The organism is Butyricicoccus sp. (assembly GCF_977037065.1).
Genome location: NZ_CDRQNY010000005.1, coordinates 110,754 through 132,450 on the forward strand (window position 1 = coordinate 110,754; position 21,697 = coordinate 132,450).

The following is a 21,697-nucleotide window of genomic DNA, read 5'->3' on the forward strand; positions in this document are numbered from 1 at the left end:
CGAAAAAAGTTCCCAAGGAAACTTTTTCGGATATCTCCCTCATCTTTGCACGGCAAAGACGGTTCGGGACACGCGTCCCGAAGCAGTGGTATAAAAGTCCGGCAGAGCTGGACTTTTATGGGGAATTTTATCGCCGCGTGCGCGCGGCGCAGCAAAGTGCTACTTTCGGCATTTTGCTGTTTAGATAGCCAACCATTTTATTTTATAATAAGAAGGAGAAAGAATTATGAAGGGCTACATTGAAATTGTTGATGTAATCGGCCGCGAAGTTATGGACTCCCGCGGCAACCCGACCGTTGAGGTTGAGGTTTACGTTGAGGGCGACACCGGCGCATACATGGGTCGCGCTGCTGTTCCGTCCGGTGCTTCCACCGGTATCTTCGAGGCTTGCGAGCTGCGTGACGGCGACAAGTCCCGCTATAACGGCAAGGGCGTACTCAAGGCTGTTGACGCTGTAAACGGCGAGATCGCTGAGGTTGTTATCGGCATGAACGCTCTCGACCAGCAGGCAATCGACAAGGCTATGATCGAGGCTGACGGCACCCCGAACAAGACCAAGTTCGGCGCAAACGCTATCCTCGGCGTATCCCTGGCTGTTGCCAAGGCTGCTGCAGAGGCTCTGAGCCTGCCGCTGTACAACTACATCGGCGGCTGCAACGCTAAGACCCTGCCGATGCCGATGATGAACATCCTCAACGGCGGCGCACACGCTACCAACAACGTTGAGATTCAGGAATTCATGATCATGCCGGTTTCCGCTCCGTCTTTCCGCGAGGCTCTGCGCCGCTGTGCAGAGGTATTCCATCAGCTGAAGACCACCCTGAAGGAGAACGGCACTCCGGCAGCAGGTGTAGGCGATGAGGGCGGCTATGCTCCGAACCTGAAGAAGGACGAGGACGCTCTGAAGGTTATCGTTCAGGCAATCGAAGAAGCTGGTTACAAGCCGGGCGAGGACTTCATGATCGCGATCGACGCTGCTTCCTCCGAGTGGTGGAACGACGAGGAGAAGTGCTATATCCAGCCGAAGTCCGGCAAGAAGCTGACTCAGCAGCAGTTGGTTAAGATGTGGAAGAACTTCGCTGAGAAGTACCCGATCATCTCCCTCGAGGACGGCATGGCAGAGGAAGATTGGGAAGGCTGGGCTATGCTGACCAAGACTCTGGGCGACAAGATCCAGCTGGTTGGCGACGACCTGTTCGTAACCAACACCGCTCGTCTGTCCAAGGGCATCGAGCTTGGCGTTGCTAACTCCATCCTGATCAAGGTTAACCAGATCGGCTCCCTGACCGAGACCCTGGATGCTATCCAGATGGCTAACCGCGCTGGCTACACCGCAGTTGTATCTCACCGCTCCGGCGAGACCGAGGACGCAACCATCGCTGATATCGCTGTTGCACTGAACGCTGGTCAGATTAAGACCGGTGCTCCGTCTCGTACCGACCGCGTTGCAAAGTACAATCAGCTGCTCCGCATCGAGGAAGAGCTGGGCGAGGATGTTGCACAGTTCCTGGGCAAGAAGGCTTTCTTCAACCTGAAGAACAAGTAAGTCTCCGTCCTTACCGTTACTGCAATATGAGAAAACCGCACGCTTTTGCGTGCGGTTTTTTATGGCTCAATCATAAAAGCTGTGGGATGAAGGATTTCTGATGTAGGGTTTCCGGCTGACATCGGACAGCTTCAGAAAGAAGTAATCGTCATCCGGATAGCCGCAGCCCTTGCATCGTAGAGTCTTGATTTTGTTGTTGATTCCCTTGATCCTGCCAGCGGGGATATTGAAAGTAGCATGGGCAATAATTGCATGGCGGAGCCTCCCGTGCTGATTACTGCGAAAAGCATACCGGTACGGACGCTGCCACGCACACCCTGCTTCACTCCAATCCCACAAGAAAAATGATTGAGCCTTTTTATATAGAAATTTCTTGCGAATATATAGTAAATTCTTGCGCTTGGGTTGACGGACGGACAAACTTGTGCTATCATAACTGCAGTAACATAGCGAATTCTCTGTGCTGAAACGGAGAATCTGGCTGTTTTGGATAAAATTGCTCACATTTTCATTTCTTTATCATAAATCACCTCTGCACCTTGTGTGCAGAGGTGATTTATTTTTTCGGATAGACGCGACTTGAGAAAATCAACCGCCGTAGCCGTTCTTCCATCGCTGCAGCGCAAGTGCTGCGTTCTTGTAGCTGACATCGGCGGTCGGCGTTCCGGCAGGCACACCGAGGATCGCCGCGTCACCCTGCCGTACGTAGCCGCTGGTTTTCCAGCGCTCAAGTGCCTGCTCGTAGGCACGGGTCTGTGCATTCGCCGCTGCACTGCTGACATTCAGCTGATAATTGCGCCAGTTCAGTGTCGGCGTACCGTTCAGGAAGCCGGTCAGACCGGCTACGGACAAGCCGTAATCGCGGTCGGCGTTAAACTGGCTCAGCGCCGCCTGTGCCTGCTGAAGCGCCGCATTTTCCGATGCGGTATAGTAGCTGCTCTCGGCGGCTGCGGTCTGTTCATCGGCAGCATTCTGCGCCGCCGCCCGCGCGGACAGACGCGCCTGGCCGAGCGCATTCAGGTCGCTGCGGTACCGGTTGTCCACCGCGATACGGCTGGTCTCTGCCATACCGCTGGTGGTCGCCTGCCCTCGTGCGCCCATGTTAAGTCCGAGCGCCGCCAGCTTTTCCTCGTTGTTCACCGCGGACTGTCGGGCATTGATGTCGGTCTGACGCATACCGGCGGCGTAGTCGTTCTCGATGGATGCGAGATTGCTCTCCAGCTGTTTTGCAATACGGCTGCGGGCGGTCTCAAATCGCTTGAAACGGGCATTTTCCGCCGCATCATACAGGCTGCTGACGCGGTTTGCACCGGTTGTTGTACTTGAAACCGAGTACGGGCGGTAGGTGCCGTTCCACGTCGAAACCGCGTCGTTGGATGCAACCTTGCCGCCGAGACCGAGCGAGTCAATCTTGTTCTGGCGTTCGCTCAGCAGCTGCTGGCGTTTCGCTGAATCAGTCGTGCCGGCGATTGCCGCCGAGTAGTCAAAATTGTCGCGGTAGCCGTTGGAATTGAGTGTGCCGGAGGACTTGCTTGCCGTCGATTTGCTTGCCGCCGTCTTAGACGAAGCGGACTTGGACGCGGCTGACTTTACGGTTGATGTTCGGCGCGCGGAAGTTGATTTGATGATTGCCAAAGGGGAATCCTCCTTTCTAAATTACGGTCTGACCCTGTGTCCAGCGGATGGTGAGCGCGAGCAGACCAAACGGCTCATCCGGCCGGTCGTTGCCGATACGCACGGCAAACAGAGGACTGCGGTGCTGCTTCCATCGGGTACGGTACGTTACGGCGCCTGGAATGCACCGGAAGGAGAACCGCGAAAAGTCCAGTGTGCGGAAGGAAAACAGGTCCATATTGCGGGAAAGCGCAAGCTGGGCACCGTTTTCGTTCTCGTACTGCACGGTCGCGCCCGAGCGGGAATGCGGCATGAGCGTCGGAATCACGTCCCGCACGGTCTTGAAGCGGCTCCAGTCGGAGAGCGGCAGGGTAGGCGTGCGCCAGTACGCGGCAATCGCCGCCGTGTCATCAAGATAGGCGTGCTCCTCCTCGCTTTTGGCAAAGCGGCACAGCCGACCGTCTGCCGTGCCGAACCACAGCAGACCGTTCAGCACCGCCAGACACTGTGCAGGCACATTGACCCAGAAAAACCACGCCGGATCGCCGTTTTCCTCGGTCAGAGAGCCGTCCGCGACATAAATGTGTCCGTTTACTGCCAGATAATATTTGCCCTCGAATACCACCGCACAGGCGTTTTTGAGGTCGGCCTCCTGCGATAATTTCGGCACAATGGCATCGGATACCGAGCGGATCGTCCGCTGTTCGGCAACGGCGGTGCCGTACACGCCCTGCACACCTCTTGCCGAGAGATACAGCGGCAGGTCGTTCAGCACGGCGAAGCAGCGGCTTGAAATCGCGCCTTCACCTTGCGCACCTTGCTTGAGCGGATACAGCGCAGAACCGTCATCCGCCATCATGTAGGTGCGCAGATAGCTGGTCGCCTCCTGGGCGCCGCCGGACTTGACCACGACCTGACTTTCGTACTGCTTGAGATAGCCGACGATCGCAGATGCATCCGTACCCATGCGGGTGTAGCCGGTGTCCGGAAAGTAGGTCGGGTCGTACAGACCGCTCTGCCAGTCGCAGTCCGGCTCATCCGGGTTGCCGGAAAGGAACACGCGCGTGTCGTTTTTGCCGCCGTACAGCCCGGCAAAGCGGCATTTGTTGATCTTGTCCGCGTGTCCGCTGACGGTTTTGGCAAACGCGATGGACACATTTGCCAGACCGTTTCCGTTTTCCGGAGCAGCGGCCAGCGTTACCAGACCGGTCGAGCGGTTGACCGCCGAAACGGTAACCGCTGAGCCGTTGACCTCAGCCGTAACAGCTGTTTCGTCGAGGTCGGTCGCGTCCACCTTGAACTGGGTCGCCGTGCCGTCCCCGATAAAGGTGTTGATGCGCTTAGGCGTCAAGAGATTTACCGCCTCGTAGCTGGTGCCGCCGCCGGTCGGCGCCGCAGAGATGGTCGTGGTCGGCACATAGGCGGTGCCGGATACCGGAACGGCTTCCCAGACCGTGTTTTTGCTGCTTTTGCGCACCGCACGATAGGTTTTGCCGTCCATCAGGTAGAGTACACCCTTCACCGTGAACGACTGAGAAAACGCCTCGTTCATGTCCGCGCACAGCTCGGTCTGCGTGCCGTCCGGTGTCCGAAAATACAGCTTTGCACCTGCGTGAACGGCACAGCCAATGCCATCCGGCATAGCAAATAACCCATAGATGGGTGCGTTAAACTGCGCCTGTGTGCGCCATCCGGTGCGCTTTACCAGAAAATCGTTCTGGTCGCAGATCATGTTCTGCATATCCGGCGAGCGGGAGAGAGACACCTTGGTCGGATGCGTGCGGCAGTCGATGCCGCCGAACCGGCTGACCACAGTCTGCTGCTCGGTCTCCGGATAGGGGAATTCGTAGCTTCGCATTAAATCATCTCCTGCACGGCGGTAAACTGCGCGGGACAGTGACTCAGCAGGCGTTCGCTGTATTCGGTTGCCGCCCAGTTGAACTTGGCCTTGTCGTCATCCGCGACAAGCAGCGCCGCCAGTCCGTACGGAAAACATTCGCGCGCCAGCCAGTCGCCGGCGGGCAGCTCCTCGGTCAGCGCCGTCATGCGCGGCGGCACAAGCAGCACGTCTTTGCCGTCAGACGCACGTTCTGCGTTCATCTCACGCAGGCTGTTCGCTAACAGCTGGTTGAGCGCACCGAGCGCAAACTGTTCGTAATACACACCGCTGTCCGGTGTTTCGGATAAAATATTCAGCGCTGCACGAAAGCATTCGGTTCCGGTCATAGGGTTACCTCCTTTGTGATGGGTTCATTGGATACAGTGAGGAGTTAGAAGGCAGGAGTGGGGAGTAAACGGAGAAAACCTCCTGCCTCCTCACTCCTGACGCTTATCTGCTATCTGAATTTAGCCTTCCGCTACCTCGGACGGATACGCGCCGGACTGCACGCAGTATGCGCGGATCTTGCAGCCGGTTTCAGGCGTCAGCACGGTGCCGGCAACGTAATCCTTTGCGGAATCCGAGTAGCGCGGATCCGAGCCGTCCAGGGTGTAGCGCACCTTGCCGAACGCGGTGATCTTGCCCTGGCTGATGGTCGGTGCGCTCGAGCGGCAGTCCTCATCGACCAGTGCATACACGCCGCCGCACTTTGCGCCGAGCACATACGCGTCGTAGTAGTGACGACCCTCGATCAGCGCACCGGACACGCCGACCGGGTCCTCATGCACTTTGGCATCCGCGATCTTGTACGGCATGAGCACGGCATCCTTGTGTGCCACGAGGAAGTACACGTCCTCCGGCAGATAGCTCTTGGGTACGCGGACGACATTCATGCCGAATACCTCGCCGCACACACCCTTGGCGATGGACTGACGCGCCAGCACATCCACACCGGCAAACTCGTCCGAGGTGCACACCAGCTTGTACATTTCGCTGGTCAGGTACAGATAGCGATTGTCGTCCGGCACAAGTGCATCGTCAAGTGCCTGCGACGCATCCGCAATCTTGCTGATGATATTCGCCTTGGTCGGCTTTGCACTTTCCACAATGCTGCCCGCCATGGTGACGAAGCGCTTGAATGCGTACTTGTCCGCCGCCGGTGTGGACTTCTCGTTCAGCTGCAGGCGCAGCATGTCGGCGGCATTCTTGACCAGATTCTGATCGAGGTTGTTGCCCTTGTCGATGGTCAGGGTAAACGCCTTGTCCTGCGTCATGGTCAGCTCCTGCACTACGTCCTGCATTTCAGTCACATCGCCGTAGCGCTTCAGACCGCCGTCACGGTCGTAATCGACCTCTTCCACCGTGATCGGGGTGTAAACCTTGAGCGTTTTCACGCCGGTCAGGTCATACGTCTCTGCGGTCTTGCCCTTGATGAAGGACGCACGGGTAAATACCTCCGCAATCTGGTCGGAATACTTGCTTGCGAGATTGATAGCCATAAAATTTACCTCCTGCATAGTTGTTAGATAGGTTGTTTAAGAGTGGAGAGTGCAGAGTTGAGAGTGAAGAGAACGAAAGCGTGACGAAATCTCCACTCTTCACTCTTCAATCTCCACTCTTTTTTACTTTCCTAAGAGTGCGAGCGTTACCGGGTCAACGCCGGTGGGCTCGCCGTCCGACTGCGCCGGACCGACCGCCGCACGGCGGTTCTTCTGGTTCATCTCGAGCGCTGCCAGTTCGTCTCTCAGCTCGGCAATCTCCCACTTGCGGTACGCGGATACGAGCGAGCCTTCCTGCTGCGCCCACTCCCATACCTGCTGCGGAATGTCCTCGGGACGGACATCGGGATATTCCTCGACAAACGCGGCGTAGATCTGGCCGTTCGGCAGGGCGTTTGCCGCACGATTACGGCGGATGTACGCGTTGCGCTTGGAAAGTCCCTGTGCGGCTGCGTCGATCAGCTCCTCAAGCGTCAGTTCGACGATGTCGCCGTCCACCTCGACCGGATAGGTCTGCGCATTTTCCTGCGGCTGGGTTTCCGCCGCCTGCTCCTGTGCGAACGGATTGACCGTCAGTTCCTGCTCAGGATTAGGATTCACTGTGGTTTTCTGCATTACTGTTTGCCTCCTTTTGCTGCTGTCGCTGTACGCGGAGTGCGTGCAGCAGGTCGTGTTTGCCGCGTACCTGATAATCCGGTACGTTTTCCAGATATACGAGCGGGTCGGAAATAACGCCGCTCTCCAGCAGATGATCGTTTGTCATCGTCTGCATGGTTTCGGACCAGTAGCTTGCCGCGCCGACATCCACCTGCAGGCGCATGTCCTGTCCGGCGAGAGCGGAGAAGTCGAACGTGCATTTTTCGGGTTCGCCGCCGTCCTCGTTCGGCAGAACGAGCGTGCGCACGCCGTAGTGCGCGCCCATCAGGTCAAGGAACACGCGCGCCCAGTCCTCAGTGAAGCGGTAGAACTCCATTTTGGTCAGCTCGAGCGGCGCCGCCGTGGCGTTCTGCACCGCGATAATGGCCGAGGTGTTGTCCGGATTGACCGTACCGAGTGCAGCCTCGCTTGCGCCCATGAGCTCGGCGGTATCGGTCATCATTTGCTTGAGCAGCTGCAGCACCTGCGCCGAGATATCCGGTGCGCGGAATGCGGCAGCGATCGCTTCATTCGGGTTGCCGCGCATGCCGATCGCCTTGCCGACATCGTTCGACCAGCCGTTCGGGAAGCGTGTCATGTCGTACACGATCTTAGGGAATGCCACCTGCTTGATGCACTGGACGTACATCGAGTACAGCTTATTGATGGCAATCTGGTTCGGAATGGCCTCGGTCAGCGGGCTTTCGCCGTGGCACGAGCCGCGCACGCGGTTCCAGCACAGATGCGTCACCGGATACAGCCGATAGGGAAGCACCTTTTCGGGCATGACAACGGCATTCCGTGTGGTCTTGCAGAAGGCAATGCCGTTCTCGGTCCTGCGCATGTGCAGGAGTACGGTTACGCGGTCGCTGTCGCTCGAGGTGCGGTAACGGTGGTACTCGCCCGTATCATCCGGTCGAATGGCTTCTGCGTCGCTCGCGGAGATGCCGTTGGCACGCGCTTCCTGCCGCACCTCATCCGCGTCGCGCCGCATGGCAATGATAATGTACGGCTGGCGCTGTACCTCATCGCAGGCGGCGTTGCCGAAGCAGATGTTCGTGGAATCAATCAGCTCCACCGCAATATCGCCCTTGACCGCCTGACCGGTCTCAAGCGCCGGATCAAAGTGCATGTAGAAGCATGCGTCGCCGTCCACACAGGCGTTTTTCAGCAGCGGGCGGCCGAGTGCCTTGACACCCGAACGCTCGATCGCGGATGCAAACGCACGCTCGAGCACATGCGCGGTCTGCCGACCGTCCTTGTCCATGTCGAACGGCTGGGCGCGTACCGACACGTCGTCGGAGACCAGCATGGACACAAACAGGTTGACACAGCGGCGCAGCACGTTGAAGATCAGCGGGTCGAGGGACTGCACGCGCAGTCCCTCCCACTGCCTGCCGAGGTAAAACGCCTCGTTGCGCCGAACACGGTCATATAAACCGATCGAGCGCTTGTAGTCGTGGTCGCGCTCATATTTCTTCCAGATTGCCGTCGGTGACGGATCAAATTTCATCGTTGTCCTCCTCTCGTCCGTAGTTCATCAGCGCCGCCAGATCGCGGCTGAGCGTATCCTCCGGCGTAGATTCTGCCGTGTGCTCCTTCGGCAAACGCCGCGGCAGAACCACACCGCCGGAGATGATTGCACCGGTCAGGACCAGTATCGCCGCAGACAGCGTGTAACATAAAATTTCCATCAAATCCTCCTTTGCTGTGCTAAAACCTGAGAAATTCGCCTACCTCGCAGTCATACGCTGACTGAGGGACAGCCTTAACCGGCTCGTACACGGTCGCGGCGTACCCGCGGAGCGCATCCGGCGCATGGGTCAGCTCGTGCGGCGTGTTCGCTGTGTCGGACGGATTGCGCTTGTCGTGCTGCAGCGCAGGCAGCGTGCGGATCAGATTGCGGCAGGTGTCGAAAATCGTCAGCCGAGGTCGAACGGCGCCGTCCGTATCCTTGCGCGGCATAAGCAGTTCGTGCAGCGCCAGCCATCCGGCGACGCGTTCATTGCTGCTTTTGACAAAATCCAGTCCGCTGTCCGCGAACAGCTCTACCGCGCTTCTGCCGGTTTCCTGCCGTCGGTTCCACAGATCGGGCGGCGCGAGACGGCAGTCAATGCGTTCTCCGGCCGTCTCACAGGCAAGTATCTGCGCCGCTGCATCCGAAATAATGAGTCCCGGACGGTAGAGTTCGCGGTAGACCACGCTGTGTCCGTCCGGACTTTGCGCGATCCAAAGCGCTGCCAGCATGTCCAGACCGTAGTCGATGGTCAGGCAGCGCCGCCAGTTGTGCGGGATGGCATACGGCTTTACAACATGCAGGTCGCGTGAGAATTCGCTGAAATACTGTCCCTCGTTCAGTTCCCACACGCCGTCGAGCAGTGCTTTCCGGTCGGTGGGAGAGAGCAGCTTCAGGCGTTTCTCGTAGCCTGCATCCGCCTTGCGGAGAAACGGGTTGTCACCCAGTCTTGCGGGCAGAAACAGCCGCGTGCCGCCGTCGAACTCGCGCACGGTGTCCGGCGGCATGGAGTCGATAAACCGGCTCTTCACCCACTGGTGACCGACACCGCCGGGATTGGTCGTCGCCTTGACCTGCTTGGGGAATCCGTTCGTGCCGCGGATACGCGACAGCAGATAGGTGAACTGGCTTTCGGTGAAATGTGTCAGCTCATCGAACCGGATGACATCGTATTCCGCGCTCTGGTACTTGGTCACGTCGCTTTCCGCGTCGCAGTACCCGAATTCCAGCGCCGAACCGTTTGCAAAATCCCACCGGTGCTCACTCACCTTGTATTTTGCAATGCACTGCGGATACAGCCGCAAAGCCGCCGGTACAAGCGAGCGCTCCAGCTCCGGCATGGTCCTTCGCAGCATGAGCTGCCGTGAACCCGGATAGCACACCGCAAACCGCAAAGCATCGAGCAGCTGACCGTGGCTTTTGCCGCCGCCTGCCGCGCCGCCGAACAGTGTTTCGAGCGTGTCCGACTGCATGAACGCCGCCTGCCGCCGTGTTACGGGGAATTCGTATCGTCTACGATCCGAAACACGATCTCCACCGGCTGAGCTTCGGTCTGCTCGCCGCCCAGCATCACGCCCTTGCCGACCGTCCGGTCGAGAATTTCCTTGATCGCGCTGAGCCGGCTGTTCGCGGGCGCTTCCGCATCGTCTGCGATGTCGTACAGCATGCGGATCAGCCGATCCGGCTTTTCGTTTTCGCTGCACATGGCCTCACCTCCTTTCGATGAGCCATAGAATAGGAGCAAAATTCGAATTTGTCAAGAACAAATGTTCGATTTTTTTATTTGCTTGCAATTTTTGCCCAGCTGCGGTATGCTGAATAAGATGGAAAATATGCGGCGCAGCAGCGCCAGTATCAGGAGGAAAGAAGATGAAAAAAATCGACCTTATCGCGCTCGATTTAGACGGAACCGCGCTCAATCCGCAGAATCAGGTCTCTCCGGCGACCGCTGATGCCGTGCGCCGTGCCCGCGAGAGCGGCATTCATGTTGTGGTCTCCACCGGACGAATCTGCGGCGAGGCACGCGATTTTGCACTTATGCTCGGCACGGATGACCAGATGGTCACCTCGGGCGGCGCGACGCTGTCGAGTGTGTCGCAGGAGCGCTGCACCATGCGTATGTCCATGCCGTGGGAAGCTGCCGTGCGTGCGTCTGCCGTGGTGGAGCGCATCGGCATGATCACGATGGTGTATGTAGGGGAGACGTTGCTCATTACTCCGTATGATGATATCGAATTTGGCAAGTATAAGTCGAATGAAGGTTATTTAAGCGCGAAAAAAGTTGTGCCGTCTGTTGCGGAATATATTGCCACAAACCACATTTCGGTCGATAAAATGTTCATCCGCAGCCAGGACCCGGTCATGCTCGTGCGCGCCCGTGCACAGCTGGAACAGATTCCGGGTATCCGCGTGATGAGCAGCGCGACCGATAACCTCGAGGTCATCACGCCGGCCGCGGACAAGGGCGTTGCTCTCGGCATGCTGTGCCGCGAGCTGGGCACCGACCTCGACCACGCCGCGGCCATCGGCGACAGCGAAAACGACCTTGAAATGCTGAACGCCGTAGCCCTCCCGATTGCGATGGGAAACGCAAGCGCAGCCGTCAAAAATCTGTGCCTGCGCGAGACGCTCACCAACGCACAGGACGGCGTAGCCGCCGCCATCGACCGCATCATCGCAGAGAACGGCTAAACGAGCAGACCGGCCGCTGTTTTCCGGAAAAACAGTGGTAAAAATCGGATTTCTATGCTATAATATACTTGCAGAGTATCCGCAGAAAGCGGAAAAACGGCGCAGAACGCCGTCAGATTGAATCACAAAGAAAGTTGAAGGATAAAAGTTTTGGCTGCAAGGAAAACCACAACTAAAAAATCGACGAAAAGCGCACCCAAGGGCAAGCGTGCGGCACAGCCGCAGCCGGAGGAACTCGGTCCGATCCTGTCCCGTCCGGTCTGGGGCGCGATCTGGGGCATTGTCGGTCTGCTGTGCCTGCTGTCGATCCTGCCGATCGACGGCGTGCTGCTCAAGTGGCTGCACCGCGGCATCGGTGCGCTCATCGGCAAGGGTGCGTATGTCATGCCGTTTGCGCTGATCGGCATCGCCGTGCTGCTGTTTGCGCGTCCCAAGGGTCCTGTGCGTCTGCGCGGAACGTGTATCGCGCTCATGCCGCTGCTGATCAGCAGTATCATTCACGCCTTTTCGTGTGCAAATGAGTACGACCTGTCCATGAGCACGCTCAGCGGTCTGCTCTCTACCGGTATGGAAGGCTCGTCCGGCGGTCTGCTGGGCGGCGGTCTGTACATCCTGCTCGAGTGGGCGCTCTCGTCCATCGGCGCACTGCTCATCCTGCTGGTGCTGTTCATCGTGACTTTGCTGGTGGCCTGTCGCATCACGCCGCAGGCGCTGTACGACATGGTTCGTCCGCCTGAGTATGAATACGAGGACGAGGAGGAGCGTGAGCGCTACGAAGCGCCTGTTCAGCTGCCGAACATCCACGAAGCGGCAGCTGCGCATGCACAGCGCCGAGAGGAGCGCCGTGCGCACCGTAAATCCGACTTTGACATTCCGATCGACGCCGATCCGCCCGGAGAGGATAAGCCGGGCGAGGAACTGATCGACCCGAACAAGCGCCACGGCAAGGCAATCGCGCCGGACGAATATCTGCGCTCACTGCGCGATAACGTGAAGAAAAAGGCCGGAAGCATTATGGATCTGGTCGAAAACAAGCAGCCGGAGGAAGAACCGGCGCACGTTTCCGAGCCGGAGTTCGAGCAGGAGGCGGCTCCCGCACCGGCATCCAAGCCGAAAAAAACCGAGAACATCTCGGAAATCGAGCAGGCGGCCATGAACGAGCAGATCGACGAGAGCCAGAAGGCCCCCGCGCCGGTGTACGACTACCCGCCGATCGACCTGCTGACGCAGGGTAAGCACGCTTCGGTAGCCGGTGCGGAGACCGAGCTGCGCGAAAGCTCGGCGTGCCTGCTCGATACGCTCGACTCGTTCAACATCGAGGCACAGATCATCGGCATTGTCCGCGGACCGTCGGTCACCCGCTTTGAGCTGACCATCCCGCGCGGCATCAAAATCTCGCGCATCACCGCACTGGCGGACGACATTGCACTGTCGCTCGGCGCGGCAAACGTGCGTATCGCGCCCATTCCGGATAAGGTCGCGGTCGGCATCGAGGTGCCGAACAAAACCGTCAATACGGTCTTTATCCGCGAGTGTATCGGCTCGCCTGCGTTTGCCAACGCGAAAAGCCGCCTGTCCTTTGCCGTCGGCAAGGACATCACCGGCAAGCCGGTCATCGGTGACATTGCCAAGATGCCGCACATGCTGATTGCCGGTACCACCGGCTCCGGTAAGTCGGTGTGCATCAACTCCATGCTGATCTCGCTGCTGTACAAGTCCACGCCGGAGGAAGTCCGCCTGATCATGGTGGACCCGAAGATGGTTGAGCTGGGCAACTATAACGGCATTCCGCACCTGCTGATTCCGGTTGTTACCGATCCGAAAAAGGCCGCCGGTGCGCTCAACTGGGCGGTTGGTGAGATGGAACGCCGCTACAAGCTGTTCGCAGACCATCAGGTGCGCAATCTGGTCGGCTATAACGACCTCATGCGTTCCGAAAAGGCCAAAGCCGAGCAGACCGAGGACGGTCATCCCGAGCAGTATCAGGTGCTGCCGCAGATCGTCATCGTTATCGACGAGCTGGCTGACCTGATGATGGTCGCCGCCAAGGAAGTCGAGAACTCCATCTGCCGTATCGCACAGAAGGCACGAGCCGCAGGCATGCACCTTGTTGTAGCAACGCAGCGTCCGTCGGCCGACGTTATCACCGGTATTATGAAGGCAAATATCCCGTCGCGTATCGCGTTTGCGGTAGCCAGCCAGATCGAATCCCGTATCATTCTGGACACGACCGGCGCAGAAAAGCTGATCGGCAAGGGTGATATGCTGTATGCGCCGCTCGGTGAGGGCAAGCCGACCCGTGTACAGGGCTGCTTCATCTCCAACGAGGAGATCGAAGCTGTTATTGCCCGCATCAAGGAGACCAGCACCGCCGAGTACAGCGAGGAAATCCTTGAGCACATCGAGCAGCAGGCCGAGCAGGTGGGCAATAACAAGGGCGGCAGCAGCGGCACGAACGATTTGGGCGACGATGAGGATGAACTCATCGAGGAAGCCATTGAGGTCATCATGGACTGCCGTCAGGCGTCCACATCCATGCTGCAGCGCCGTCTGAAGCTGGGTTATTCGCGTGCCGCGCGTATCATCGACCAGATCGAGGACCGCGGTATCATCGGCCCGTCCGAAGGCTCCAAGCCGCGCCAGATACTCATTTCGCGTGAGGACTGGCAGGAGATGAAGCTGCGCCGCACAATGCCGCTCGACAAGCAGCAGTAATGGAAAATGAACGCTATCTTTGTGCCGTTCTATCATTCTCCATTCTCCATTTTCAATTTGCTAAACAATTCTCTCAGGAGGTAACATATCATGAAGAAGATCAACATTGCCGAAAAGTCTTTCAATCCGTTCGAACTGATCGGTCAGAAGTGGATGCTGATTTCCGCAGGCACCGAGGACAAGTGGAATACCATGACCGCAAGCTGGGGTGCTGTAGGCGTTATGTGGGGCAAGCCGAGTGCGACCTGCTATATCCGCAAGAGCCGCTTCACCAAGGAGTTTGTAGACGCGGGCGAGTATTTCACCCTGACCGTGCTCAAGGACGGCAACCGTCAGGCACTGAATACCCTCGGCTCCAAGTCCGGCCGTGACATGGATAAGATGCACGAGAGCGGCCTGACGCCGGTATTCGTAGAGGGTCAGCCGACCTTCGAGGAGGCTGAGCTGGTACTCATCTGCCGCAAGCGCGGTGTGACCGACATCGCACCGGACGATATGGCTCAGGAAGTGCAGGACAAGTGGTACGGCGATCACGACTACCACACCATGTATATCGGCGAGATCGTAGCCGCTTACGAGAACTGATTTCACAGAAAATTCACCAATTCCTCACGGTTTTGGTGTATCATCAAGAAAGAAGTACAGGGTCGCTCTGCGGCCCTGTATCCCAATCCACAAACCCACGCCTCAAAAGGGAGGAATGCAATTCGTGAAAAAACGATTGCTCAGTCTGATCACAGCGGCTGCGCTGATGGTCGGCATGCTGCCTGCGGCTTTTGCGGGCTATGAAAACTTTACTTCGAAAACAACGTATCCTGCCGGACAGTTCACCGACGTGCCCTCAACCGAGTGGTACGCGCAGAATGTTCAGGCGGCGTATGAATACAAGCTGGTGGACGGCGTAAACACCACCCAGTTCAAGCCGAACAGCAACCTGACGATTGCACAGGCGATCAAGCTGGCGGCGTGTCTGCACAGCACCTATGTCAGCGGCACGACCGATTTTGAGACCGCGCGTCCGTGGTATCAGCCGTATGTGACGTATGCGCTGGAAAATGGTATTATTAACACGACTTATGCGGATTACGATCAGCCGGCGACCCGAGCACAGTTTGCGTCCATCTTTGCAAACGCGCTGCCGGAGGACGCTCTGACCGCGATCAACGACATTGCGGACGGTGCGATTGCGGATGTTGACATGTCGGCAGGCTATGCCGCTGATGTGTACCGTCTGTACCGGGCGGGCGTGCTCACGGGCAGCAATAACGCGCACGATTTCAAGCCGAACACCAATATTCGCCGCAGCGAGGTTGCAGCTATCGTCACCCGTATGGCAAAGCCGGACCTGCGGCAGAGCTTCACTGTGGAAGCACATGTCGGCATGACGGCGGACGAGGTGTTCAGCGCCTGTGTACCGGCGATTTTCAAGCTGTACGCCTACGATTACAAGAATAACATCCTCGGCATCGGCAGCGGCGTTGTGCTCAGCGCACGCGGCGATGCGGTGACCTGCGGACACCTTGTCAACGGCGTTTACCGCCTTGTGGCTGAGATGTACGACGGCACCAAGCGGGAAGTCACGATCTACAGCTTTGACGCGGATGCGGACATCGCGCATATCCGCGTCGTCGGCAGCACGCTGCCGTACCTCGGTGTTACCACCGAGGTCAAGGAGGGCGACACGGTCTACGCGCTCGGTTACCCGGGCGGCGGTGCCGCAACGGTTACGACCGGCAAGGTGACCGACCCGGAAAACGACGATTACCTTGCACCGATGATCGAAAGTACGGCGCAGGTCATCAGCGGCAATTCCGGCGGTGCGCTCATCAACGATGAGGGCAAGGTTGTCGGCATTACGGTCAGCAGCCATTCCGGCGGCGTACCGTCTTACTCGGTGCCGATCCGCTACCTGAACAGCCTGATCGGAGACGGTACGGCGTACTCTCCCGGCGAGTATAACCGCAACCACAAGCCGGATGCGTCGCGCTGCTACAGCAAGCACTATCCGGTGCCGGATTTCGGCACGGTGACCGGTGTCACACTGCTTGGCACCATCCGGGAGGGCACCACGACCACCTACTACTACGACAGGGAAGAGGTAGAAGCCGGTGACAAGATTCTGCTCCGCTACTACGCCGCACTGGGTGAAAATACCTTCTACCAGTTCACCGGCGGCTCGTTCACCTCGTCCTCGACGTATCCGTATTCGGTCAAGCTCTACGAGACCAGCTACGACGGCATCCCTGCGATCAGTGTCGTGGTTTCCAGCAATTCCTTCGCTTCTATCGGCGGTCTGCCTCAGACCGCCGATTTTCTTTGCAGGAATTTGTGCATTACGCCTAATGAAATGAAAGCTGACGGGCATGAAACGTATTTACGCCCAAAACACCGCAAAAATCGAGAAAAACCGAAAAAGATAAAATAAAAATTGGACAAAGTTTCTGATAAATTAAAAAGATAGATTTTACGCAAACGTTTGAGTTTTGGTTAAAAATACATAATTGGTCAAAGTGCACAATATATTCGTGGGAAATCGGTATAATACTACAATGGAATATTTCACCGCTAACGTGCTATAATGTGCTTGCGTGATAAAGAGAATGAGTATTAGAGAGAGCATCAATCGAAACGGAGGAAATACCCAAATGAAAAAGTATGTTTACATGTTCCCGGAGGGCAACGGAAAAATGCGTGAGCTGCTTGGCGGCAAGGGTGCCAATCTGGCTGAAATGACCGGACTGGGCATGCCTGTGCCGCAGGGTTTCACCATCACCACCGAGGCCTGCACCCGTTATTATGAGGACGGCAAGACTATTTATCCGGATATTCAGGATCAGATTCTGGAGTACCTCGATAAGCTCGAAAAGACCACCGGCAAGACCCTCGGCGATCCCGAGCGCCCGCTGCTCGTATCCGTTCGCTCGGGTGCACGCGCATCCATGCCCGGCATGATGGATACCATCCTTAACCTCGGCATGAACGACGAGATCTGCGAAGCAGTTGCCAAGCTGACCAATAACCCGCGTTTCGCACGCGATTCCTACCGCCGTTTCATTCAGATGTTCTCTGACGTTGTTATGGAGCTGCCTAAGTCCACCTTCGAGCAGTTTATCGATCAGGTAAAGGACAAAAAGGGCGTTAAGATGGATAATGAACTGGACGCGGACGATATGTCCGAGCTGATCGTTCTGTTCAAGGATCACTACAAGAAGTCCCTCGGCGAAGATTTCCCGCAGGACCCGAAGAAGCAGCTGATGGAGGCTGTCCGCGCGGTATTCCGCTCGTGGGATAATCCGCGTGCGAACACCTACCGCCGCATGAACGACATCCCGCACAGCTGGGGCACTGCCGTAAACGTACAGTCCATGGTATTCGGCAATATGGGCGAGACCTCGGGCACCGGCGTAGCCTTCACCCGCAACCCGGCCACCGGCGAAAAGAAGCTGTACGGCGAGTTCCTGATGAATGCACAGGGCGAGGACGTTGTAGCCGGCATCCGCACCCCGCAGCCGATCTCCGCGCTGGCAGATACCATGCCGGAGGTTTATCAGCAGTTTGTTGACATTTCCAGCCGTCTTGAGAAGCATTACGGCGATATGCAGGATATGGAGTTTACCATCGAAAACGGCAAGCTCTACATGCTGCAGACCCGTAACGGCAAGCGCACCGCACAGGCTGCGCTCAAGGTAGCGGTTGATTTGGTAGACGAAGGCGTCTGCACCAAGGAGCAGGCGGTTATGAAGGTCGAGGCAAAGCAGCTTGACGCACTTCTGCACCCGACGTTCGATCCGGCAGCGCTCAAGGCAGCTACGCCGATCACCACCGGCCTGCCGGCATCTCCCGGTGCAGCCTGCGGCGCGGTTTACTTCACCGCTGATGCTGCAGCCAAGGCCCACAAGACCGGAATCAAGGCTGTTCTCGTCCGTCAGGAGACCTCTCCGGAGGATATCGACGGCATGGCCGTATCCGAGGGCATCATGACCGCCCGCGGCGGCATGACCTCGCACGCAGCCGTAGTAGCACGCGGCATGGGCACCTGCTGTGTAGCAGGCGTAAACGGCATCAAGGTTTCCGAAGAGGATAAGACCCTGACCTTCGCCGACGGCACGGTAGTACACGAGGGCGATGTTATTTCGCTCGACGGCTCCACCGGCAATGTATACCTCGGCGAGATCGCAACGCAGGAGGCTGAGCTGACCGGCGACTTCGGTCGCTTCATGGGCTGGGCTGACGAGATTCGCACCCTGCACGTTCGCACCAACGGCGATACTCCGCGTGATGCAACGCAGGCCCGCAAGTTCGGCGCAGAAGGCATCGGCCTCTGCCGTACCGAGCATATGTTCTTCGAGCCGGCCCGCATCAAGGCGGTTCGTGAGATGATCATTTCCGATACGCTCGAGCAGCGCAAGGCAGCTCTGGCCAAGATTCTGCCGATGCAGCGCGGCGACTTTGAGGCAATTTACCGCGCAATGGGCGGTCTGCCGGTTACCATCCGCCTGCTTGACCCGCCGCTCCATGAGTTCCTCCCGCACGAGGATGACGAGATCAAGGAGCTGGCCGATGAGATGGGCGTATCCTTCGACAAGCTCAAGGGCAAGGTAGAAAGCCTGCACGAGTTCAACCCGATGCTGGGTACCCGCGGCTGCCGTCTGGACGTTCTCTATCCGGAGATTGCCGAGATGCAGACCGAGGCTATCGTATCCGCAGCTATCAATGTCTGGAAGGAAGACGGCCTGCATATCACGCCGGAGATCATGGTTCCGCTGGTATCCGAGGTCAATGAGCTGCGCTTTGTAAAGAAGGTTATCAAGGCTAAGGCTGACGAGCTGATCGAGCAGTCCGGCCTGAAGATGAAGTATATGGTCGGCACGATGATCGAGACGCCGCGTGCCGCAGTCACCGCAGGCGATGTGGCCAAGGAAGCAGAGTTCTTCTCCTTCGGCACCAACGACCTCACCCAGATGACCTACGGCTTCTCCCGTGATGACGTGGGCCGCATTCTGGAGACCTACTTCGACAAGAAGATCCTCGAGTCCGATCCGTTCGCTCGTCTGGACCAGAACGGCGTAGGCCGCCTGATCCGCTTCGCTGTTGCAGAAGGCAAGCGCACCCGCCCGGACATCAAGCTCGGCATCTGCGGCGAGCACGGCGGCGACCTGTCCTCCGTTGAGTTCTGCCACAATGTTGGCCTGAATTACGTTTCCTGCTCGCCGTTCCGCGTGCCGATCGCACGTCTGGCAGCGGCACAGGCTCGTGTAAAGGAACTTGGACTGGCATAAACCTCCCCAAACTTGACATACAGCGCGAAAGGCTTCGGAGCATTGCTCCGAAGCCTTTCGTGTTTGGGCTGTCGCGGAACCACGGTTCCGCCGACAAGCAGGAACGGACCGTGGGCCGTTCCAAAGTCGTCCGAAAGTTCCTATTCAGAAACTTTCTCCCTCCAGATGTAAAAAACCGAACGCTATCCTTGCGCGGCTTTTTTTGGCCGCGCTGCGTGGCGCATGTCCTCGGTTTTCTTGCATTTGCAGAGCAAATGCTATTTTATGCGCGCTTACGCGCGATTTTTAGAGAACCTTCTCCACATCCTCCGCAATCTGTTCTGCGGTGAGGTGATTGTCCTTCAATACCACGTCTACGTCATAGCGGTCGAGAAATTCTTTCTTGAGACCGAAGTTCAATACCTTCATGTCAGAATCGCCGTAGAACCGCGCGATCTTCTCTCCGAAGCCGCCGTCGAGTACGCCGTCCTCGAGGGTGATGACCACGTCGTGATCCGCCTTGAGGCTCTCGAGCAGGCCAGTATCCACGCCGGTGATATAGTACGGGTTGATAAGGGTCGGCTGTATGCCGGTCTTTTTCTTGATGAGCGCCGCCGCCTGCTCGCCGAGCGGGTAGAACGAACCCAGACCGATCACGGCAACCCGGGCGCCCTTCTCCTTAACCTCGTAGGTGTTCAGCCTGCCGAAGTCTTTGGTAACAGCCTTTCCGTCGGAAACCAGTGCGCCGCCCGGCATACGGATAGCAACCGGATGCTCGTTCTGCTCAATGCTCCAGTCGAGCATCGCCAGATATTCTTCCTTGGTGGTCGGTGCCAGATAAACCAGGTTGGGGATGTTCGCCAGCATCGGAATGTCGTACAGACCGAGATGCGTTACATCGTTCATGCCGTAAACCGAACCCCACGCAACAATAATGGTAGCCGCGTTGCTGTTGATGCACAGGTCCTGCGAAATCTGGTCATAAGCGCGCTGAATGAACGTGCTGTACACACCGTAGACCGGCTTGCCGCCGTTTGCCGCAATGCCGGATGCCAGCGCAACTGCGTTCTCCTCGGCGATGCCTACGTCGATAAACTGCCTGCCGGCCTTCTTGCGCATCTCCTCGGTGAAGCCAAGCACGGTCGGCGTACCCGAGGTGATCATGCACACAGACGGGTCATCCTGCATCTTCTTCATCATAAAGTCGAGCGTAATGCTCTCATAGCACTCGCCGCTCATGTCCATCAGCGGCTCGCCGGTCTCCGGATGGAACGGCGCACAGTAGTGCCATGCCTCCTTGTGCTGCTCGGCAGGCGCGTAGCCCTTGCCCTTCTGGGTGACGATGTGCACAACAACCGGCTGCGTGCTGTCCTTTACGGCCTTAAATGCCTCGATAAGCGAAGCAATATCGTTGCCGTCGGCTACAAAGCGGTAATCCAGACCCATCGCACGGAACAGGTTGCACTCGGCCTTGCCGCCCGTCTCGCGCAGCAGGCGCAGGTTCTGATACAGACCGCCGTGATTCTCCGCGATTGACATATCGTTGTCGTTGACGAGGATGATCAGGTTGCCGTCCAGTTCTGCCGCATAGTCGAGCGCTTCCAGTGCTTCGCCGCCGCTGAGTGAGCCGTCACCGATGATAGCAACCACGTTGCCGTCCTCGCCCTTGAGGTCGCGGCCCTTGGCCAGACCGCAGGCCAGACTGACCGAGGTGGAGGTGTGACCGATGGTGAAATGGTCGTGCTCGCTCTCGTGCGGGCTGCTGTAGCCGGAAACGTCGTCGTAGTGCTCCTCGTAGAGAAAAGCGTCCTTGCGGCCGGTCAGCATCTTGTGCGGGTAGGACTGGTGGGAAACATCGAATACAAACTTATCCTTCGGGGACTCGAATACATAGTGCAGTGCGATGGTTGCCTCTACCATGCCGAAATTCGGACCGAAATGGCCGCCGTGACGGCTCAGCTTGGTCAGCAGTGTATCACGTATTTCGGACGCAAGCACGGTCATCTGCTTAATGTTCAGCTTCTTCACGTCAGCGGGACCGTTGATGTTCTCGATATACATAGTTTTCCTCCTGAATATTTTTTCTAAACTCACTCTATCACTTGGAGTGTGCTCCAAGTCAAGCGGTTTTACGAAAAATTATGCAAAAATAAAAGCACCTGATATCAGGTGCCTTAAGGCAACACCGCACAATTAAAGCGGCGGTGCTTTGCGGAAATTTTGTGTCCTGACTTTGTTGCAGTTTCACGGTAATACATCAAGTATTACCGCAAAACTGTGCCTCGTCAGTACGCAAAATTTACTCGCAAATCACTCTTGTTCAATTATGCGGTATTGCCTTAA

At 57.5% G+C, this 21,697-nt stretch carries 16 protein-coding genes; 6 read left to right on the forward strand and 10 right to left on the reverse strand.

Annotated features, from left to right (window positions below; genetic code table 11):
* Positions 1-226: 226 nt before the first annotated feature.
* On the forward strand, positions 227-1,546 hold the full coding sequence (gene eno, locus ACWVX6_RS03555) for a phosphopyruvate hydratase (RefSeq protein WP_117489732.1): 1,320 nt from the start codon (positions 227-229) through the stop codon (positions 1,544-1,546).
* 588 nt (positions 1,547-2,134) lie between these two features.
* On the opposite strand, the gene ACWVX6_RS03560 is transcribed toward eno, so the two are convergent.
* From ACWVX6_RS03560 to ACWVX6_RS03600, 9 genes are all read right to left on the reverse strand, one after another.
* Entirely contained in the window at positions 2,135-3,181 is a 1,047-nt protein-coding gene (locus ACWVX6_RS03560) for a hypothetical protein (RefSeq protein ID WP_455152374.1), read from the reverse strand.
* A 16-nt stretch (positions 3,182-3,197) separates the two neighbouring features.
* A complete protein-coding gene (locus ACWVX6_RS03565; RefSeq protein WP_455152375.1) occupies positions 3,198-5,018 on the reverse strand; it encodes a hypothetical protein in 1,821 nt (606 codons plus the stop codon).
* On the reverse strand, positions 5,018-5,386 hold the full coding sequence (locus ACWVX6_RS03570) for a hypothetical protein (protein ID WP_110435363.1): 369 nt from the start codon (positions 5,384-5,386) through the stop codon (positions 5,018-5,020). The genes ACWVX6_RS03565 and ACWVX6_RS03570 overlap by 1 nt, the downstream gene beginning before the upstream one ends.
* Positions 5,387-5,506: 120 nt before the next feature.
* Positions 5,507-6,538, reverse strand: a complete 1,032-nt coding sequence (locus ACWVX6_RS03575; RefSeq protein WP_117751069.1) for an FN3 associated domain-containing protein — start codon at positions 6,536-6,538, stop codon at positions 5,507-5,509.
* A 123-nt stretch (positions 6,539-6,661) separates the two neighbouring features.
* Positions 6,662-7,153 (reverse strand): hypothetical protein, encoded by a 492-nt coding sequence (locus ACWVX6_RS03580; protein WP_455152376.1) that lies wholly within the window; start codon positions 7,151-7,153, stop codon positions 6,662-6,664.
* The gene (locus ACWVX6_RS03585) at positions 7,128-8,687 is read right to left on the reverse strand and encodes a hypothetical protein (RefSeq protein ID WP_455152377.1); all 1,560 of its coding nucleotides are present in this window, start codon (positions 8,685-8,687) and stop codon (positions 7,128-7,130) included. Before ACWVX6_RS03585 ends, ACWVX6_RS03580 begins: the two co-directional genes overlap by 26 nt.
* Positions 8,677-8,868, reverse strand: a complete 192-nt coding sequence (locus tag ACWVX6_RS03590; protein WP_117489718.1) for a hypothetical protein — start codon at positions 8,866-8,868, stop codon at positions 8,677-8,679. Before ACWVX6_RS03590 ends, ACWVX6_RS03585 begins: the two co-directional genes overlap by 11 nt.
* A 19-nt stretch (positions 8,869-8,887) precedes the next feature.
* Entirely contained in the window at positions 8,888-10,162 is a 1,275-nt protein-coding gene (locus tag ACWVX6_RS03595; protein WP_455152378.1) for a phage terminase large subunit, read from the reverse strand.
* Positions 10,163-10,182: 20 nt separating this feature from the next.
* The gene (locus ACWVX6_RS03600; RefSeq protein ID WP_117489714.1) at positions 10,183-10,395 is read right to left on the reverse strand and encodes a hypothetical protein; all 213 of its coding nucleotides are present in this window, start codon (positions 10,393-10,395) and stop codon (positions 10,183-10,185) included.
* A 164-nt stretch (positions 10,396-10,559) separates the two neighbouring features.
* Here ACWVX6_RS03600 and ACWVX6_RS03605 point away from each other — a divergent pair, with 164 nt between their 5' ends.
* The 5 genes from ACWVX6_RS03605 to ppdK all read left to right on the forward strand — a co-directional run bounded on the left by ACWVX6_RS03605 (position 10,560) and on the right by ppdK (position 19,375).
* Entirely contained in the window at positions 10,560-11,381 is an 822-nt protein-coding gene (locus tag ACWVX6_RS03605) for a Cof-type HAD-IIB family hydrolase (RefSeq protein WP_110435356.1), read from the forward strand.
* A 150-nt stretch (positions 11,382-11,531) separates the two neighbouring features.
* The gene (locus ACWVX6_RS03610) at positions 11,532-14,096 is read left to right on the forward strand and encodes a DNA translocase FtsK (protein WP_455152379.1); all 2,565 of its coding nucleotides are present in this window, start codon (positions 11,532-11,534) and stop codon (positions 14,094-14,096) included.
* Positions 14,097-14,186: 90 nt separating this feature from the next.
* Complete coding sequence (locus ACWVX6_RS03615) at positions 14,187-14,681, forward strand: flavin reductase family protein (protein ID WP_118564200.1); 495 nt, start codon at positions 14,187-14,189, stop codon at positions 14,679-14,681.
* Positions 14,682-14,805: 124 nt separating this feature from the next.
* Entirely contained in the window at positions 14,806-16,521 is a 1,716-nt protein-coding gene (locus ACWVX6_RS03620) for a trypsin-like peptidase domain-containing protein (RefSeq protein WP_455152380.1), read from the forward strand.
* Between the two features lie 220 nt (positions 16,522-16,741).
* Positions 16,742-19,375: a pyruvate, phosphate dikinase gene (gene ppdK / locus ACWVX6_RS03625; RefSeq protein WP_118760806.1), complete on the forward strand. Its 2,634-nt coding sequence runs from the start codon at positions 16,742-16,744 to the stop codon at positions 19,373-19,375.
* Between the two features lie 285 nt (positions 19,376-19,660).
* Here ppdK and ACWVX6_RS03630 read toward each other — a convergent pair whose 3' ends face one another.
* Positions 19,661-21,415 (reverse strand): 1-deoxy-D-xylulose-5-phosphate synthase, encoded by a 1,755-nt coding sequence (locus ACWVX6_RS03630; protein WP_118760807.1) that lies wholly within the window; start codon positions 21,413-21,415, stop codon positions 19,661-19,663.
* Between the last annotated feature and the right edge of the window lie 282 nt (positions 21,416-21,697).

Excerpts from the sequence above, each read along its gene's own strand:
- ACWVX6_RS03585 (WP_455152377.1), bottom strand. The coding sequence starts at position 8,687 with ATGAAATTTGATCCGTCACCGACGGCAATCTGGAAGAAATATGAGCGC.
- ACWVX6_RS03580 (WP_455152376.1), bottom strand. The coding sequence starts at position 7,153 with ATGCAGAAAACCACAGTGAATCCTAATCCTGAGCAGGAACTGACGGTC.
- ACWVX6_RS03575 (WP_117751069.1), bottom strand. The coding sequence starts at position 6,538 with ATGGCTATCAATCTCGCAAGCAAGTATTCCGACCAGATTGCGGAGGTA.
- ACWVX6_RS03565 (WP_455152375.1), bottom strand. The coding sequence starts at position 5,018 with ATGCGAAGCTACGAATTCCCCTATCCGGAGACCGAGCAGCAGACTGTG.
- ACWVX6_RS03605 (WP_110435356.1), top strand. The coding sequence starts at position 10,560 with ATGAAAAAAATCGACCTTATCGCGCTCGATTTAGACGGAACCGCGCTC.
- ACWVX6_RS03570 (WP_110435363.1), bottom strand. The coding sequence starts at position 5,386 with ATGACCGGAACCGAATGCTTTCGTGCAGCGCTGAATATTTTATCCGAA.
- ACWVX6_RS03600 (WP_117489714.1), bottom strand. The coding sequence starts at position 10,395 with ATGTGCAGCGAAAACGAAAAGCCGGATCGGCTGATCCGCATGCTGTAC.
- ACWVX6_RS03630 (WP_118760807.1), bottom strand. The coding sequence starts at position 21,415 with ATGTATATCGAGAACATCAACGGTCCCGCTGACGTGAAGAAGCTGAAC.
- ppdK (WP_118760806.1), top strand. The coding sequence starts at position 16,742 with ATGAAAAAGTATGTTTACATGTTCCCGGAGGGCAACGGAAAAATGCGT.
- eno (WP_117489732.1), top strand. The coding sequence starts at position 227 with ATGAAGGGCTACATTGAAATTGTTGATGTAATCGGCCGCGAAGTTATG.
- ACWVX6_RS03590 (WP_117489718.1), bottom strand. The coding sequence starts at position 8,868 with ATGGAAATTTTATGTTACACGCTGTCTGCGGCGATACTGGTCCTGACC.
- ACWVX6_RS03615 (WP_118564200.1), top strand. The coding sequence starts at position 14,187 with ATGAAGAAGATCAACATTGCCGAAAAGTCTTTCAATCCGTTCGAACTG.
- ACWVX6_RS03595 (WP_455152378.1), bottom strand. The coding sequence starts at position 10,162 with ATGCAGTCGGACACGCTCGAAACACTGTTCGGCGGCGCGGCAGGCGGC.